The 17,428-nt window shown below is 53.6% G+C and carries 18 protein-coding genes; 10 read left to right on the top strand and 8 right to left on the bottom strand.

Going from position 1 to position 17,428, the window contains the following annotated elements:
- Positions 1-15: 15 nt before the first annotated feature.
- Entirely contained in the window at positions 16-909 is an 894-nt protein-coding gene (locus ACPLPM_RS06100; protein ID WP_424359355.1) for a DUF6159 family protein, read from the bottom strand.
- 210 nt (positions 910-1,119) lie between these two features.
- Between ACPLPM_RS06100 and ACPLPM_RS06095 the strand changes: the two genes are divergently transcribed.
- Entirely contained in the window at positions 1,120-1,755 is a 636-nt protein-coding gene (locus ACPLPM_RS06095; protein ID WP_424359354.1) for an RNA 2'-phosphotransferase, read from the top strand.
- Positions 1,756-1,778: 23 nt separating this feature from the next.
- Here the strand turns inward: ACPLPM_RS06095 and rtcA are convergent, their stop codons facing one another.
- The 3 genes from rtcA to ACPLPM_RS06080 form a co-directional block, all read right to left on the bottom strand.
- Positions 1,779-2,780 (bottom strand): RNA 3'-terminal phosphate cyclase, encoded by a 1,002-nt coding sequence (gene rtcA / locus ACPLPM_RS06090; protein WP_424360042.1) that lies wholly within the window; start codon positions 2,778-2,780, stop codon positions 1,779-1,781.
- 74 nt (positions 2,781-2,854) lie between these two features.
- Positions 2,855-4,333 (bottom strand): carboxypeptidase regulatory-like domain-containing protein, encoded by a 1,479-nt coding sequence (locus ACPLPM_RS06085; RefSeq protein ID WP_424359353.1) that lies wholly within the window; start codon positions 4,331-4,333, stop codon positions 2,855-2,857.
- Between the two features lie 57 nt (positions 4,334-4,390).
- Positions 4,391-6,352, bottom strand: a complete 1,962-nt coding sequence (locus tag ACPLPM_RS06080) for a PGF-CTERM sorting domain-containing protein (protein ID WP_424359352.1) — start codon at positions 6,350-6,352, stop codon at positions 4,391-4,393.
- Positions 6,353-6,806: 454 nt separating this feature from the next.
- Here ACPLPM_RS06080 and ACPLPM_RS06075 point away from each other — a divergent pair, with 454 nt between their 5' ends.
- From ACPLPM_RS06075 to ACPLPM_RS06035, 9 genes are all read left to right on the top strand, one after another.
- On the top strand, positions 6,807-8,000 hold the full coding sequence (locus ACPLPM_RS06075; RefSeq protein ID WP_424359351.1) for a cofactor-independent phosphoglycerate mutase: 1,194 nt from the start codon (positions 6,807-6,809) through the stop codon (positions 7,998-8,000).
- A gap of 3 nt (positions 8,001-8,003) precedes the next feature.
- Entirely contained in the window at positions 8,004-8,906 is a 903-nt protein-coding gene (locus ACPLPM_RS06070) for a homoserine kinase (protein WP_424359350.1), read from the top strand.
- 7 nt (positions 8,907-8,913) lie between these two features.
- Positions 8,914-9,558: a hypothetical protein gene (locus ACPLPM_RS06065; RefSeq protein ID WP_424359349.1), complete on the top strand. Its 645-nt coding sequence runs from the start codon at positions 8,914-8,916 to the stop codon at positions 9,556-9,558.
- Positions 9,559-9,732: 174 nt separating this feature from the next.
- Positions 9,733-10,392, top strand: a complete 660-nt coding sequence (locus ACPLPM_RS06060; protein WP_424359348.1) for a hypothetical protein — start codon at positions 9,733-9,735, stop codon at positions 10,390-10,392.
- A gap of 131 nt (positions 10,393-10,523) precedes the next feature.
- A complete protein-coding gene (gene frhA, locus ACPLPM_RS06055) occupies positions 10,524-11,756 on the top strand; it encodes a coenzyme F420 hydrogenase subunit alpha (RefSeq protein ID WP_424359347.1) in 1,233 nt (410 codons plus the stop codon).
- The gene (frhG, locus tag ACPLPM_RS06050) at positions 11,753-12,451 is read left to right on the top strand and encodes a coenzyme F420 hydrogenase subunit gamma (protein WP_424359346.1); all 699 of its coding nucleotides are present in this window, start codon (positions 11,753-11,755) and stop codon (positions 12,449-12,451) included. Before frhA ends, frhG begins: the two co-directional genes overlap by 4 nt.
- Positions 12,448-13,314: a Coenzyme F420 hydrogenase/dehydrogenase, beta subunit C-terminal domain gene (locus tag ACPLPM_RS06045; RefSeq protein ID WP_424359345.1), complete on the top strand. Its 867-nt coding sequence runs from the start codon at positions 12,448-12,450 to the stop codon at positions 13,312-13,314. The genes frhG and ACPLPM_RS06045 overlap by 4 nt, the downstream gene beginning before the upstream one ends.
- A gap of 773 nt (positions 13,315-14,087) precedes the next feature.
- The gene (locus ACPLPM_RS06040) at positions 14,088-14,759 is read left to right on the top strand and encodes an ABC transporter ATP-binding protein (protein WP_424359344.1); all 672 of its coding nucleotides are present in this window, start codon (positions 14,088-14,090) and stop codon (positions 14,757-14,759) included.
- Positions 14,752-15,507 carry an ABC transporter permease gene (locus tag ACPLPM_RS06035; RefSeq protein ID WP_424359343.1) on the top strand — a complete coding sequence of 252 codons (756 nt, stop codon included), beginning with the start codon at positions 14,752-14,754 and terminating at the stop codon, positions 15,505-15,507. The genes ACPLPM_RS06040 and ACPLPM_RS06035 overlap by 8 nt, the downstream gene beginning before the upstream one ends.
- Before the next feature lie 883 nt (positions 15,508-16,390).
- On the opposite strand, the gene ACPLPM_RS06030 is transcribed toward ACPLPM_RS06035, so the two are convergent.
- The 4 genes from ACPLPM_RS06030 to ACPLPM_RS06015 are packed head-to-tail and all read right to left on the bottom strand — an operon-like array spanning position 16,391 to position 17,428.
- A complete protein-coding gene (locus ACPLPM_RS06030; RefSeq protein ID WP_424359342.1) occupies positions 16,391-16,630 on the bottom strand; it encodes a DUF3194 domain-containing protein in 240 nt (79 codons plus the stop codon).
- A gap of 16 nt (positions 16,631-16,646) precedes the next feature.
- Positions 16,647-17,027, bottom strand: coding sequence for a prefoldin subunit beta (locus tag ACPLPM_RS06025; protein ID WP_424359341.1), 381 nt, complete (start codon positions 17,025-17,027; stop codon positions 16,647-16,649).
- Positions 17,024-17,269: a KEOPS complex subunit Pcc1 gene (locus ACPLPM_RS06020; RefSeq protein ID WP_424359340.1), complete on the bottom strand. Its 246-nt coding sequence runs from the start codon at positions 17,267-17,269 to the stop codon at positions 17,024-17,026. The genes ACPLPM_RS06025 and ACPLPM_RS06020 overlap by 4 nt, the downstream gene beginning before the upstream one ends.
- Before the next feature lie 21 nt (positions 17,270-17,290).
- Positions 17,291-17,428: a DNA-directed RNA polymerase subunit P gene (locus ACPLPM_RS06015; protein ID WP_424359339.1), complete on the bottom strand. Its 138-nt coding sequence runs from the start codon at positions 17,426-17,428 to the stop codon at positions 17,291-17,293.

Here is a 17,428-nt window from a genome sequence, read left to right as displayed (position 1 = left end):
AGGACCCCCGGGACTTTAGATCCCGAAGGCATTGTGCAGCGGCGCAGGCACGGATTGTGCTGCTCCTCCAGCCGAACTCTGAACGTTCCGCTCTTCTGCCCAGACGTACAGCATGGTGTAGTAGGAGGTGCGGATGAACAGGTTCAGCGTCGAGACCAGCGAGATGCCGACGAAGGCGACGGGTACTGCGATGGCCAGCGCGAGCAGGAAGCTAAGGCCGGACAGGATGAAGAATAGCCCGATGGCGGCGAAGATAGATAGCAGCACACCAACGAAGCCGATGATGCCCGTCAGGATGCGGATGCTGATTTCGCCCACGCCTATGATGACCACGTTGTTCTTGACGATGTCGAACGCTTTCTTGAGGGAGTCCACGTATCCGAGGCCTGCGATGACTGCTACCGGCACAAGGAGCCGGACGGCGATGTCCCAGCCTTCGCGGAGCACGTCGGCTGCGAGGGAGCCGATCATGTTTAACAGGAAACCCTTGTTTTTAGAGGAGTTCTTCAGCATGTTGACGATCATCTGGATGACGGCGGCTGTGGCCGCAAGGAGCAGCAACGTCACTATGCAGGAAAAGGCCCGGCTGAAAGCGTCGCTAAGAGATGATCTGCCCTGCTTAATATGCTGATAGACGGCATAGGATGACGCTCCCATAAAGAAGTAGCTGAAAGCGTAGCTCACGAACAGCAGGATCAGGACTGCGCCTCCGAAGGCGTAGAACCCCAGCTTGCCGAACAGGTTCATGAAGACGAACGGGACGATGATCACCAGGCTCATGATAAACCCGAAGAATACCGACAGTAGCGAGGGTACCAGGAGCTTGGGCTCCTCCAGGATCATCTTGAAACATTCAATTAGAAAGCCCAGCGCTCTGGAGCACTGGTCGATAATACGGTCAATTACCATATGTTTTCACCAGCCGACCCTGTCGCAAATACGATCAGAAGACAGCTGCTATTATTGAGTTCGTTTTGGTATTTAAAGATTGTATACAGGCCGGTTAGAGGAGATATCAAAGTATTTACTTTACAAGCGCAAAATCATAAAGTATATTTTAAATCAACGCTATCAAATGTATATTATATCCCGAGTAGAGGGATCATACCAGGTGTCATCATGGAAAACAAAGAACAGCCAGGCGAGATCAAGCAGTGTCCGGTGCATGGGTATTTCAGGGGGCACGAGTGTACGTGCGGGAACCCGGGAAGATTTGTGCTATCGGGCTATAAGGCGGAAAAGCTCGGCAAGATCATATCCGGCGCACTGAGGCATTTCCCCGCAGACCTGGGCCTGGACATGGACGAACATGGCTGGGTCAGCTTAAGCGAACTGACTAAGGTCATCGAGCGCAAGTACGAGTGGGCAAGATCGTTCCACGTCGACGCCATGTTTAAGACCGATGACAAGGGCCGGTATGAGCGAAAGGGAGACAGAGTAAGAGCCAGGTACGGACACTCGGTAAACATAAAGCCGGATTACCCTGAGTACGATGGGGACATGCTGTATTATGGCACAAGTGAAGAAGAAGCCGACAGAATCCTGGAGATCGGGCTGAAGCCGGTAAACCAGCACTTCGTCCACCTGAGCAAGAGTATCGAAGAAGCGGTAAAGGTCGCCTGTATCAGGACCGAGCACCCGGTGATCATCGAGGTTGATGCTAAGAAAGCGAGAGAAAGCGGCATCGAAATACTCGACGCAGGCCCTGTTTGCCTGACATACCAGATACCGTCGGAATTTTTACAGATAGGATAAAGCCAGTCAGAATGACTGGCCAGTCATACTGACTGGATTATTATATTCCTGTTTTTCTCCACAGTAAACCTGCGGCCCGTCATTTTCTCCATTATCCACATGTTAGTTACGGCGTGAGAGGTAACGCTACTTGTGGTGATTCTGGAAGAGCCTTTTGACAGAGCCATGAAGGTGACGAGCTGATCGCATAAAAAGGGGTCGACCGCTGCTCCCGACTCTAAACAGTTCGCCAGGTTGATGGCGGCTTCAGTTCCAACTTTCTCGGCAGGCAGGCCTCGTTCCCCAAGAGCGCTGCCACCGTGGAAACCGCTGAACAGGGTGATGCTTGATCCGGTCGAGAGGTCGTTTCGGATATCCAGCGCAATTTCTCCGACTTCCATACCGACGCTCTCCAGGTATTTTCTGGCAGCGCCTTCCTGCCTCCGGGATACGTGAGGTGGCAGGTTAGAAGTTGCAGATACGCCTTTAACAGGCCCATCTTTGTGCTCGTCCAGCACAGCGCCCCGGAGGTCTGCCGGCTCGATATCAACAGTGACACAACCGCCGCCGACAGGGAAGAACCCACGACTCTGGAGGCTCAGGCTTCCTCGAAAACCGAACATGCCAAGCGCAGGCAAAGTTACGTGCTTAAAGTAGTCGATAGTCGGAGACCAGCGTACGTCTGTGCCGCCAACGATTTTAATAGACACGGGCGAAGGTGCGAAAGCTGCGACAGGAGTTACGCTTTGCAACACGAGAGAAATGCTACCCGCCGTACCAATGTCCAGAGAATAGTTGCCTCCGCCAATCTTCGAAGGGGTAAAACTGATTGCCGTGGAGCCGGGTGAAAGTCCTTCGATAGTGGCACCGGCCATCTGGCCTACTAACTCGATCGATTTAATATGCTGAATGCTAAGACCCGGACGAGGCCTGTTTTTACGGATGTTTACAATTTTAACTGCTGTGCCCGTGATCGCAGATACGGCCACAGCTGAGCGGAGAATCTGACCTCCGCCTTCTCCGTAGGAGCCGTCGATCTCGATCATTTGCATGAAACATTAGTTGCAAATAATCATATTTAAGAATTATCCGAATCGCGCTAAGAAAAGTATGATCGTCCCTATAAGATGCTGGCAAGGGAACTAATCATGTTGCTAAGCAAATAGCTGATATAAGTCAGGCTCAACGAAGGGACTGCAACCATCTCGAAAGATTTTTCTACCTGTCTGCCTGCGATAAGGTCAAAGCTTCCGGCCTCTTCCTGGTATTCATCCCTGACGACTTTGAAGTCGTACTTACCTGCGGCGGCTTTGGGCAGGCTGACAGACCCGGTACCTGCGTACTTATCATTCAGGTAAATCTTCGCATCCCGAGGCTGAACATTAATCGTTATCGAGCCGGTATTGATCGCCAGAGTACGATTCATATTAAGAATTTTATCCGGCTGGATGGTAACATCAGACGTGTCGTTATAGTAACCATCCAGAGTTAAGGTTACTGTATGCTTCCCTGCGGGAATATCCTGGATCTCACATGGTGTCAGTTTACCAGTGTCCATACCATCTACCAGGATGCGAGCACCCTGAGGGCTGGTCCGGATATTCAGGTTACCATTGCTGGCCACATTCATGCAAACCGGGATGTTGTGCTCGTGTTTCTTGCCAATTGTATTGGGGTAGTAAACATCAAAGGGAGCACTGGACTGTTCGTGGACCTCTCCGTTCAGCTCCCACGAGACCTTAACAATGAATTTTTCCGATACTGATCGAACGTTGACGTTGTAAAAACAGTAGTCACCGCTCGAGTTTGTCTTCATTGAGTCAACTACTTCCAGCCCACCGGTAACATACTTGCAGAGCTCAACAGTTGCTCCTGTGAGAGGCTGACCATTCTTCTGGGTAACCTGTCCATATACTACATTTCTCTGTACAGTAGGCTGTACGTGGTAAGGAGCCTGCTCTTTCATAGGCATATAGATAAGCTGGTAAGCATTATCGTCGCTCGGAACGTGGACTGTATAATTCTGCGATTTGTAAGTGGTCAAATTCTTGTTGCGTTCAGCCCAGATGGTGTAATCACCTGCAGGTATCGTAAACGACCACTGACCGTATTTGTTACCCTCGTAGATGGTGTACATGCCGTTGTTGAGGTAGACAACTCCGTCCAGTTCTTCGATCATATCCTTACTGGACGATACGACACCATATAGTGTGCCGACTCCACTCGCAGGGTAAGAGTAAAAACGGACATCCTGAGAGGTGGTTTTTAGAGGATATATCATGAAGAAAGCGGTATTCTCCATTAAGTGCACATCATCCTTGTCCAGCGTTGCAGCGATTCTAAAGGTACCGCTGCCACCCTCTACTGGCACCTGATTGTAGCTGTAAGTGCCGTCAGACTGGCTTTGAACAGAGCCTACGGGGCGGCATTCTCCGTCCTGTATGACAATGGTAGCTCCAGAAATAGGATTTCCATAGCGGTCCACTACTTTACCCTGGACGGTCCCGTACTGGGAAGCGCAGGATACTGGTATGATTAAGGTAAATATTGCGAGAATAATGAGTATAATTAGAATACTGGAATAACGGGTTTTTAACATTTTTATCCCGAAAAAGAAAAGTTGAGGGGATGTTTATCCCCTCATGGATCTCAGTGTTTAGTTCTCCTTCCTCATGATGAGGTATGCAACGCCGAGCAGGCCTGCGAGAGCGAACACCGTCTCAAAGCCGGGGGCCGGAGTCGGGGTCGGGGTCGGGGTCACTGGGACAGCGGTTGCGGTTGCGGTTGCAGTCGGGGTTACTACTGCGGTCGGGGTTGCGGTTGCAACAGTCGGGACTACATAGTCCGGCAGTGCAACGTTGTTGGTTGCGGTACCGACAGTCAGGTTGACCCATGCGAACCACATGTGTACGTTGCCCGAGGAGTCTGCCTTCTCAGCGGTCAGGTTGTAGACGCCAGAGGGGACTCTGTAGTAGGTGTACGTACCGATTGCTGCGATCTCCGGTCTGGAGACAGTGTACTGCGGGTTCTCGGGCGACTTTACGAGCTTCTGGTTCTCGAGGGTGTCATTGGCCCACTTGGTGGTCCAGAGCTTGACAGTCGCGTTGGGGATACCGTTCTTGTTCTTGTCGGTTACCATGCCCGAGATCGTACCCCAGCCCACTACGTGGACGAGAGCGTCGTCAGTCAGGTTTCTGCTGATGCCGATCTTGGTGTAGCCGGTCACGATGACATCGCCCTTGGTCGCGTTGGACGTCAGGATGATGGCTGCCTGGCCTGCGCTGTTGGTCACGTTGGTCTTGACCGAGGGCAGGTAAGCGATCGTGGTGTTGTTCTCGAAGAAGGTAACGGTCACACCGCTCCTCTTGTACGGCTTGCCATTCAGGAACAGCTGTGCAGTGATGATCGACTGGTCACCGCCGACCAGGATGGTGTCCGGGTCTGCCGTAACTTCGATTGCATCCGGCATCGGGACGTGCAGGACGATGAAGCCCGAGCTGGTCCTCGACTTGTTCAGCGAGTAGTTCTGAGAGGTACCGTAGTAGATAACACCGTCACCGATGTCTGCCTGAGCAGTTGCGTATCCGTAGGTGATCGAGCTGTTGAGCTCAATGTTGTCGAAGACGTAGCTGCCGGGGTACGGAAGGTCCACGTATGCGGTGGTGGTCATGTTGTAGTACTCGACTGCAGTGCCGTCCTGCAGGTTGCCCATCAGGTGCAGGGTCACAACGGTGCCGCCATAGGGCTTGCCGAAGCTGTCCTGTACGCTGCCGAACCAGGAAGCGAGAGTCGGGTTGAAGTAGATGCTGGTCGAGCCGTTGATTAACGGGTCTGCGCCGTAGTAAGCCATGATGCTGGAGTTGTTACCAGCGTAGAGCTCGTTGACCCAGCCGAAGGTGACGTTTGCCCAGCCGCCCTTGGTCGGGACGTTGGTTAAGGTCTGTACACCCTCGTAGTTTCCGCCTCTGCTCAGCGAACCGTTCTGGTTTGCAACCCACGGAGTCTGGTTGACCTTGAAGTCAATCAGGGTGCCGTCTGCGACGGGGTCGCCGAGTGCATCAGTTGCGTAGGCGTAGATCTTGACCTTGTCTGCGTCGTCTGCTGCGATGTTGTTCCTCTCAGCGGTCACAACGATCTTGGCGGGCTGCGGGATAATGACTACGTTAGCCGGTGCAGTGGAGCGCTCCTCAACAGGGAAGCTGTTGGAGTAGCCCTCGCCGAACAGGCTGTGGTTAGCGTAGATCTTGTATGCAGCGGTGTAGGCGTTGCCGTTGGTCTGGCTGTAGTTGTTGCCAGTGCCGGCAAGCGTTAAGCCGAAGGTGTTGTTGACGATGGGGAACTGGTAGAAACCGTTCGCGTCAGACTCGCCAACATAGTACGCCATTGCGTTGTTGTTCGCGTCCACGACTGCAACATATGCGTGCGGCAGTCCTGCGCTAGTGTTCGAAGTGGTTAACCTGCCCGAAATAGCACCCGGGCTGGGGTGTGCCGTACCCATTGCCGGAGCCTGGTACAGGGTCTGGTTGTAGGTTGGCTTGACAGCAGTTACATCAATCGTGATGGCGATGATCGCGAGTACCGCCAGGGCGATTAATACTGCCTTAGTAGTGTTCTTCATTAATTCAACCTCCCATGGTTGTGTATATTCACTGCAGATATCACGCCTCGATAAAACATTCTTGTTTTATCAGCCCATATGCCGCATCTTCGACATATGTCGAACTTGACATCGCTTGATAATTAATCCATAGACACGGATTATTGGACATACATTAGTCATTACCTTAATAAAAGTTTTTTGGTCTTTCGCACGTTAAAAATCCGTTTACAAAGCATGGTTTTATACATAACTCACATGCGGTATGCCGATTACAAATTATGCGCCAATCGCCGGCTACTGGCAGAGTCAGATATTTCGACGCACAGGCGATTATACCCTTAACTGCATACGACAATTGACTAACGATTTATACACGGATCATCTGGCATACTATAATATGCACTATACGAATATACGCTATACCGCTAAATATATTTGTACTAAGCCGGCTAATGATTGACGAACTGGTACCATGAAATACATTGTAATTCTAGGCGACGGGATGGCCGATTACCCGATACCCGAGCTGTCCGGTAAGACGCCCCTCGGGAGCGCTAACAAGCCGTGTATGGACTACCTTGCCGATCGTTCGGCCACGTACGGACTGGTAAAAACGACTATTGCCGGCCTGCCTGCAGGAAGCGATGTCGCCAACCTGTCAGCCATGGGCTACGATCCGTTGAAGTACTACACAGGCAGAGGCCCTCTTGAGGCAGCCAGCATCGGCATACCCCTTAAACCTGCAGACGTAGCCTTCAGGTGTAACCTGATCACGGCCGATGATAACATTATAGACTACAGCGCAGGCCACATCACCACCCAGGAAAGCTCCGAGCTCATGAAGTACCTGGATAGCAAGCTCGGAACACCCGACACTCGCTTTTACCCCGGCATCAGCTACCGGCACCTGCTGGTTATCGAGGGTTGCCCGGACGGGATCAACTGCACGGCCCCCCACGATGTCGTCGGCCAGCCGGTGAAAGATAACCTGCCAAAAGGCGAAGGCAGCGAGAAGATCATCGAATTGATCGAAGCCTCCAGAGACCTGCTCGCCAACCACCCGATCAATAAGAAGAGAGTCGCAGAGGGTAAAAGGCCGGCTAACTCCATCTGGCCGTGGGGCCAGGGACGTAAGCCGTCGATGCCGACCTTCAAAGACCGGTACGGGCTGGACGGAGCCGTCATATCCGCAGTGGACCTGATCAAAGGGCTGGGAGTATTTGCCGGTCTGGAAGTAATCAACGTCCCGGGCGCCACAGGGTACCTCGACACCGACTACGGCGCAAAAGCTGCCCATGCGCTGAAATCGCTCGAAAGCAAGGACTTTGTGTTTGTCCACGTGGAAGCCCCTGACGAGATGTCCCACGAAGGCAGGCTGAAAGACAAGATAAGGGCCATCGAAGATCTCGACAACAAACTCATCCGGCCCATCCTGGCCGGCATGGCAGGTAGAGACGAGTTCAGGATGATGGTACTGCCCGATCACCCGACACCATTAGCTACAAAGACTCACGCCTACGACCCTGTCCCATATATTATATATGACAGTAGATATAATATCACTAATAATAAGCGCTACGATGAGGAATCCATGAAGAACGGCCGCTACGTAGCACATGGCTGCGACCTCATGGGCTTATTCATTCATGGCGATATCCAGGGATAACCTATGGATTCGATCACTGTGAAGGCTTCCGCCACCTCCGCCAACCTGGGGGCTGGCTTTGACGTTATGGGCATAGCCCTCGAAAGCCCGGGCGACACTATCCTTGTCGAGAAAGCGGACGAGCTGTCCATCGTCATCAAAGGCCGGGGTGCAGAGGGCATCCCGGTAGAGCCCGAAAAGAATACTGCAGGCCTGGTAGCCCTGGAGATGGGCCAGAAGGTCAGGATCACGATCAAGAGCGGCATCAGGCCCGGGAGCGGCCTGGGCAGCAGCGCTGCACCGGCCGCGGGCACTGCAGTCGCCATCAACGAGCTATTTTCCCTGGGATACACGAAAGAAGAGCTGGTCTGGATTGCCGCCCGGGGAGAAGTGGCCGCGGCAGGGATTGTCCACGCGGATAATGTGGCACCCTGCATCATGGGAGACCTGACGCTGGTATGCAATAATTATGTGGAGCATGTGGAGATGCCACCAATGGGGGTAGTTGCAGTCCTGCCAGAGATCGTGGTGAGCACGAAAGCCGCCCGGGGCATTTTGCCACAGCAGGTGCCATTACACGAGATGGTGCTGAACGTGGGCAAGGCGTCGATGCTGATGGCCGGCGTAGCTAAAAAGGACCCCGGGATCATAGGCCGATCTCTCACGGGCACCTTCAATGAACGTTACAGGTCGCCATTAATTAAAGGCTATGACAGCGTCAGAGAGGGAGCTCTGGAGTCTGGCGCATACGGGGTGGCAATCAGCGGGTCCGGCCCGACGATGCTGGCCCTCTGCCCGGAAGAAAAATCCTTCGACGTGGCAGCGTCGATGAGGAAAAGATTCGAGAGCGCCGGGGTTATTTCAGAAGCGTACATTACCAGCATTGGCAAGGGTGTCAGAATCATTAACAAAGAAGGACAGGAGTGATAGGATAATGCTGCTGAAAAATATGATCACCGGCCTGGCGGCCGTCACCTGCGTATTGTTAGGGCTGACCATATCGGGCTGCATATGCTGTAACTTTGGGTTGCCGGGAGATGTAACTCCGACTCCGGAGCCCTGGCCGACGGAGAGCCCGACCGGATACCCTGTGGAGCCCACACAGGAACCAGATACGTATACCCCCATCCACGGCACGGCCGTAGTCATTCCAACCCCGGCGGCCGATGTAACTCCGACACCGGCGGCTGATGTAACTCCGACACCGGTATCGGGCATCATGGATGCCGAAATGGTCGGCTACGGTACGGACCAGGACACGTACAACCGCGGCGATACTGCAACTTGCTACGTAGAGGTCAGGAATACGGGCGAAGTACCTATCGAAAGAGTGGATTTTATAGTAAACGTCTACACAACCAGGCCGTTTATCGGTAAGATCCACGCGATCGACGACCAGACTTACACTGTCGATCAACAGGGCATTGAGCCGGGCACGACGAAGCGCGTGGAGATATCTGTCGTGATTCCGGAGAGCTATCAGGGCTTTAATACTGCCGGCGATTACCAGTTCGAGATTGTAGTCCGCATCGGAGACAAAGAAATCGGTAATTTCAGCAAGGATATCAAGGTTGTTTAGATTTTAAGAGTCTCTGAGAGGAGCCTTTTTAAAAAGGCTCCCGGTTTACAGCGTCTGACGGTAATACCGGCACCCCAGGACGTATTACTTCGAACGCGCTCTTTTTTTATTTTTTCGCTCAAACTCCAGAATAGTGTGAACTTCGTGTAGTTATACCTTTTTTTGGTGAGTGTTGTGAATCAGAGAGATAAGATCATCATCATTCTGGCAGTCGCTGCGATCGTTGGATCGGCGATCTGGGCAATGTCCCCCTATGGCCAGGCACAGGATACCGGCCTGGCGGCATCTCCGGCAGGGACACCTTCTCCGATAGTCGGCCCGACCGCATATGCACCAGGAGGCGAGGGCACTGCTGCCCCGACCATCATTGTGGGTACCAGGACAGTATCGACCCCGTCCCCCACGCCGGTCACTCCGACTCCGACCCCTGCTGCCACAGTGGTTCCGACAACGGTGGCTGTGACCGGCCAGCAGGGCATGTCGGCTCAGCTTGTGAATTATGGCACGGACAAGGATACCTTTACCAGGGGAGAGCAGGCTACCGGCTTCGTCACGATCAAGAACACAGGCAGCTCAGTTATCAACGATGTAACTACCTCAGTCACGGCCAGCAGGGCGGTGCCAGTCGTGGGCCAGACGACCCTCGGAAGCAAAGACTATACTTTCAGTAACCTGAACATCAACCCCGGCGAGACCAAGCGCGTTGAGTTCAAGGCGGACATACCGGCCGAATATAAAGGTGTGTCCACCGCTGGAGATTACACCCTCCAGGTCACGATCAGGACTGGTGGTACCGAAATCGGGAGCTTCAGCAAGACTGTGAAAATTGCCTGAATCTCCACATTTTTTTATTTTATGACCCCTGACGCAGGATAAGGACCGCTAAACCATTTTACGCCTTAATTCGTGCGATATATCGATAATAATTATAAATTTGTCACATTACTATATTTTGGTGATTATTTTTGGCTGAAAGGGTGGTAATAGCCCCGACCACTCGTAACGAGGGCCACGGGAAGTTCGTGCTGGAGGTCGACGATGAAGGCATCGTGACCCGGGGACACTTCCTGAGCCTGGTACTCGTCCGGGGCTTCGAAAAATTCCTGGTAGGCAGAGCGATGGAGTTTGCGCCTGTCGCCACGAGCCGTTTCTGCGGCCTTTGCCCGCCCACGCACGCTACGGCCTCATCGGAGGCGATCGAGCAGTCGATCGGCGTGTCTCCGCCCCGTCATGGCCTGCTGCTGAGAGAACTGTGCAACCTGGGAAACCACCTGCATGATCATCCGCTGCAGCAGATATTGATCCTGCCGGACTTTGTCAAGGACGCAGAAGGGCAAAAAGAGGCGCTGATCCGGATCCAGAAGCTGCGGAAGATCGGGCAGTCAGTATGCGAGGTCACGGGAGGCGAGGCGATACATTCCCCGCATATACGGGTGGGTGGTATGCAGCGAAACATTAGCGAAGCTGCGAGGCGCAGGCTGCTGGACTTGATAATGGATTATAAGGGCATCTGGGATGAGCAGCGAGAGTTTATGGAGCGGGCCTTCGATGCCTCTGAGGTACCGCCCGGCCTTGGCGTGCACGACATGCCGCTGATGGCGACGGACCTGATCTACGGAAGATCGGATGTGTTCCGGCGGGAGTACTACCAGGACTATTCGGAAATGCTGCCGGTGCCATTTTATGGAGAGGACATCGGCACAGAGGCGTGCACCGTCATCCCGATGATCAGAGGCAAACCGGTCGAAGTCGGGCCCAGGGCCAGGCTGTGGAAGTACAGGGGCTACAAAGAGTTAGGCACGATGGCCCTGAACCGCGCGCGGCTCATTGAAATCACTTTACGAAGGGACAGGGCCGAAGAGATCCTGAGGACGCTCGATACCAGAGCCCGGACCATCAACCAGCCCGTGACCAGAGGCTCGGGTCAGCTGGGCATCGGCGTGAACGAGGCGCCCAGGGGGACTAACGTCCATATTACCAGAGTGGAGGACGGCCGGATCACCTTCTACAAAGCCATGCCGGCAACTATGTGGAGCATCCCAGCCATTGGCAGGGCGACGGAAGGATACCATCACAGGTGGGCCCAGTGGGTCATGCGGTCTTACGATCCCTGCATCTCCTGTGCCACACATTATATTATCGTACAGGATGGTCACGTCGTTGATCGGTACTCCGACAGCAGGGGAGGATGGGTATGACCAAACCGAAGTTTGCATACCTGCACCTGGCGGCCTGCTCGGGTTGCGAGATCTCGTTTCTCGACAACTTCGAGCGTGTGCTGGACATGATGGACATGGTCAGCATAGATTACATGACCATTCTTATGGATGCCACGGAGATGCCCAAAGTCGACCTCGTCTTTGTCGACGGCGCAGCCTGCCTGCAGTCGAAGGAGAGCATAGAATCTCTCAAAAAGGCGCGGGAGAATGCCGGGTTCCTGGTAGCCTGGGGCGGTTGTTCCAGCACGGCTACGATCAATAATTTCTCCAGGGGAGGACAGAGCCCGCAGCCCCAGCACGAGTCTTTCCCGCAGATCAGCCGCCTTGTTAAAGTAGATGCGTTCGTACCGGGGTCCCCTCCCGGCCCGGAGATGGCCTACAACATCATCCGGGCGTTCGTCGAGGGAGATACGGATTACCTGAAATACCTGACGACCGAGGGCATGGGAGGGTTCTCCTGCGGCTGCGATCTCATCTCTAAGATCGTGGAGAACGCGCTGTGTATCGGGTGCGGTGCATGCGCCTTTTCCTGCCCGACGCGGGCTATAGATATGGTACTGGGGCGCCCGAACATCAACTGGGAGAGGTGCGTCAAGTGCGGCGCATGCTATGCCCAGTGCCCGCGGAGCTTCCAGCCGGTAGATATGATGAACAGAATGCTGGAGGAACTATGACCGGCGAGGGATTCGGAAAGTACAGGAGCGTCTTTACAGCCCGCTCCACATCGGATAAGATCAGAGACGTGGCTCAGGATGGGGGCGCTGTCACGGCATTGCTCTGCTATGCCCTGGAAAATGGAGAGATCGACGGTGCTGTCCTGACGAAGAGAGCAAGTCGTAACTGGCATGCAGGCCAGGTTGTCGCTACTACAAGGGAAGAAATCCTCGATTGCGCTGGCAGCGTGTACGAGCTGTCTCCAAGCGTGTTCCAGCTCAAGGATGCGGTCAGGGAAAACGCGCTGGAAAACGTAGCGTACGTAGGGCTGCCCTGCCAGGCAGTGGCTGTCCGCAAGATGCAGCTGTACCCGTTCGGAGGCCGCCATGTCGGTGACAAGATCCGTTACCTGATAGGCATATTCTGTAGCGAAAACTTCCCGCACGAAGGCACGAGAGGCATCGTCGAGGGCTATGGGGGTATGCCCCTCGAGATGATGAACCGGTTACACCTGGGAGGTGGCAAGTTTATCATAGAGGCGGACAATGAAACCGGAGAAGTGCCGATCAAGAAAGCAGCGAGGTACGCCCAGGACGGCGATCACGTCTGCCCTGACCTCACGGCGGAGTACGCAGACATCTCTGTCGGCTCGATAGGATCCGAGCCCGGCTGGAACACGATCTTCGTCAGGACCCGGAGAGGAGAGAAACTGCTCGGCGGAGCGCAGGCAGACGGCGTGCTGGAAGTCAAGGACATAAGCACGGTAAAGCCCGGCTTAGGATTACTGCAAAAGCTGGCACTGGCCAAGAAGAAGATGGCTAAAGAGACCATTGACAAGCGTAAGCAACTCGGGCTCTTCGTCACCAGGGACATGTACTATTAAACGTCTTTCTTAGCGGGCGCAAGCCCGCCATTTTTTGTAAATAGATATGTATCTCTCTCAGCCTACAAATAGATAGCGGTAAGGCGTTTTTTACCCCAGCGGCAAGTATTTATGGCTTAGAATCCAATAGACTATTGGTAATATACCTGTGAAAAGCTGTCAAACACTAAAGAGTGTTTGAAAGCGAAAACGCAACGGCAAGAAGGTGTTCAAACCCACTGAAAATTAGCCAAGTAAAGCTATTAAAAAACCGAATAGCCTACAAACGCTAAAATGTATTGCAGAGGGTGTTTAAACCTACGGAAAATTAGCAAAGTAAAGCTATCAAAGCCTGAATAGCCTACGAACGCTAAGAACCAGTAACCCAAGAGGGTGTTCAAACCCACTGAAGTCTGACACCGTACAGTTGTCGAATACCGAAAGCATACGAACGCTAAAAGTACATTGAAGAGGGTGTTCAAACCCACTGAGATCTAGCATCGTACAGCTGTCGAACGCGGAATAGCTGAAGAACGCAACAATGCAGCAACAAAGAAGGTGTTAATTCCATATTGGCACCGTTAAATTTGTTTGGTGCAGTGTAGCAGCTGCATGAGGTATTGCAAAAGGGAACATGGCAGCGGCGGGCCATTACACCGCCGCCCTATTCTATTTAACGACTTCTTCTCCCGGCGATCATACGGGCTCTACGCCGGACTCCCCGACTTTTCGCCCGCTCAGGGATTAAAAGTGATATCCCCGAAAATACCACAGTCTCATGTCGTGATACCCCCATGGCAGAGCCCCACATCGAACTCCGGAACGTGTACAGGACCGTTACCAGGCAGGCGGGAACATCGGTCCGATCGGAGATATTGCGAGGTGTGAACCTCAATGTCCTCAAAGGAGAGCTCATCACCATCATGGGACCGTCTGGAGCGGGCAAATCGACCCTGCTGCGGCTGATAAACCGGCTGACTGAGGCTGATTCTGGCACAATTCTCCTCGACTCGGCAAACATCAAGGATTACGATCCCAGAGAGCTCCGGAGACGGGTGGGCATGGTATTCCAGATACCGGTCGTCTTCAAAGGCAGCGTCAGGGATAATCTCGCTTTTGGAACGAAACTCTGGAACACGGACGCGGACATCGAAGCGCTGGCAGCCGAGGCCGCGATACCCGGCGAGCTCATGGATGCAGATGCAGCCCACCTCTCAGTGGGCGAGAAACAGAGGGTCTGCATCGCCAGGGCACTGGCCAACAAGCCCGAAGCTCTATTATTGGACGAGCCGACCTCGGCGCTGGATAAAGCTTCGGCCGAAAAGGTGGAGAGCCTGCTCTTGCGATTACAGTCAGAGCGTCACCTGACAATGCTGTGGGTGACACATGACCAAGCACAGGCAAGGAGGATATCCCGTCACAATTACGTCCTGGAGGACGGCAAGCTGAGGGAAGAGCATGGTTGAGGTCATAGTACTGGGATTCGGGCTTGCCATCGCCCTGCTACTTCTGGCTGCAGTGCTGGCAGCGAGGTACCACATCTGGAAAGAAGTCACCATTTCCGGTGCCCGGGCGATCGTCCAGATACTTATCTTATCGTCCGTCATCATCCTGATGTTCAACCTGCCAGTTTACTGGAGTCTCCTGATTCTGCTCGCCATGGCCGCCGTGGCAGGCTATACCACGTATACAAGGGCAGGCAAGCTGGAACTTATCTTTCCAGCCGCAGTAGTCTCGATAGCCGTCACATCGATGGCGATGGTAGTCCCCTTTTTCCTGCTCGGGATCTTTCCCCTCGAGCCGAGGTACCTGATACCAACTGGCAGTATCTTCATAGGCAATGCCATGAACGTCAGCTCCCTCGCCATCGACCGCTACAGAGGAGAGCTACGCAATCGCAGAGGCGAAGTCGAGGCATACCTGGCGCTGGGAACGTCGCCTCGCATGGCCACGGAACACAGTTTAAAGCAAGGCATACTGTCAGCGCTTATCCCTTCGATAGACAACATGAAAAACCTGGGCCTCGTCTGGATACCCGGCGTCATGACAGGCATGCTCCTCAGCGGCTCCGACCCAGTGCAGGCCGCAGCCATACAGGTCAGCATCTTCATCGCCATATTCCTGACAGGGATGATCTCGGCCAATATCCTTCTGTATTATGCCACTTCGAGCTTTTTCACGAAAGCGCTACAACTCAGAGAAGATGCGTTATGATCGTATATTACTCACCACGGCGGCACGGAGGCGGACCGACTCAAAACAAACCACCTGGTTATTTCAACCACGGCGGCACGGCCCCTTATCCGGACTACAGTAGATTAAATATTTGAACCACGGCGGCACGGCGGTGCTGTGTTGCATAATTCATTTTCTCTTCTTTGGGCCGAGCTATTGCAGGTGGAGTGACTCAGCAAGACGATCGCTGCGCTGTGCCAGGATCACAGATTACGCAGAATCTGATGATTCTGACAGATGCCACAGATTGCACAGATTCTAATCGATGAGAAATGGATTTGCCGTCTACCGATTTTATTCTAAGGTCATCTGTGAAATCAGTGCAATCCGTTTCAATCTGTGATCCTGGCACAGCGCAGCGATCGTCATCGCATCGCCTCGAGAACGCCTGCGACTGCAGGCGTTCAAAAGGCGAACATGAAGATAAGAATAATGCAACACAGCAGCACGGCGACACCAAGACATTCATAAACCGGTATAAGTGAACTCTTTTTTAGGTCCACGGCGACACCAAGACAGAGCATTAATCATATGCTTACTATCCAATCGATTCAGCCGGACTTTCGTTTAATATCCTTAATGAAGCAAAATATATTTGTCTCCGTGTCCTCAGCCCGCCGTGCCGCCGTGGATCAATAAAAAGAGAGCCTTGTTATTCGAGTACGGGTTGTCTCTGTGTCGCCGTGCCGCCGTGGTTCAAATAACCATCCTGTCATCGTTACTCGAATTGTCGCCGTGTCGCTGTGCCGCCGTGGTTAGAACATCTGCGCTCCTGTTGTCGGGTTTAGGAGCCGTGCCACCGTTGTAAACAAAAAGAAGCGCATACTGCAGGCGTTGGTAGTCAAACTAGTGAATGGAAAAATTAAGCGTTTTTGGCCATTAGCTCGTCGGCCTTTTCGGTCGCGACCTTGATGGCTTCTTCGATGGTTTTCTGGTCGATCTCCTGGGTACGGTCGGTAACCAGCGTGATATCGATGGTAAGGTCCTTGCCTTCGATGCCGATGGAAATGTCCAGGTCGACTACCCTTTTGGCGGGGACGACAGAATAGATGTGATCGACGACGGCCTGGTAGACCGCGTCGATGATCTCTTCTTCTTGCATATGCTAACTCAGCCGTTTACTCGGCCCGGCCGCCCGTTGCGGGGCCCTGGCCCTGCATCTTGCCCAGCGCGGACTTAAGCTGTTCCTGGAGCTGGTTGAACCGTGCCTGGAGGCGTTCCTCCTGGCGGCTGAGAGACTTGAGGCGGACGTCGAAGTTGTCCTTCTTTTCCTCGAGGTCCTTGAGCACATCCTCCCGCCTGGCCTTGATCAGGAGCTCGCCTGCGCCCTTGTAGACTTCGGCGCCCTCTTCGGTCTTCTGGAGCTCTTCGAAAGCGCGCTCAGTCTCCCTGAGCAGCATTTCGACCTGAGCCTTCTGCTGCATCAGGGCCTGCGCCTGCTGCTGCACCTGCTGAATCTGGGCCAGCTGGTTCTGGATCTGCGGTGGTAGTTCGTTCATGATGAAGTCACCCTGGTATTAAACATGTCCTCTGCGATCTTGATGAGGCGGAGCCAGGTATTGATGGCTGCCCTCAGTGAGACAACGTCTTCGGCGACGACGAAGAGCTTCAGGGTATCGCCGGATAGTTCCAGCGATACTTTCGAGCGCTCCGATGGTATAGCCTGCAGCTCAGGGCGCAAAGATTCAAAAGCTGGCTGAGCCAGGCGCCCGAGCTCAAACTCGACCGATAGTGTGTGCATTATGCTGCCAGCACCCGCGCCTTAAGCGGCGGGCACTCTTTTGATGGTGGTCGGCCGCTCTTTGATCAGTATACGGTGGCCGCAGTACTGACAGCGTACGCCCTTCATGTCTTTGTCGACCTCTACGGTCTGCTTGCAGTGTGCACACTTGTAAACCAT

Origin of the sequence: Methanocella sp. MCL-LM, assembly GCF_049676595.1 — an archaeon.
GTDB lineage: Archaea > Halobacteriota > Methanocellia > Methanocellales > Methanocellaceae > Methanocella_A.
The sequence above is the reverse complement of the archived record's forward strand: the minus strand, read 5'-3'. Positions and strand labels throughout refer to the sequence as shown.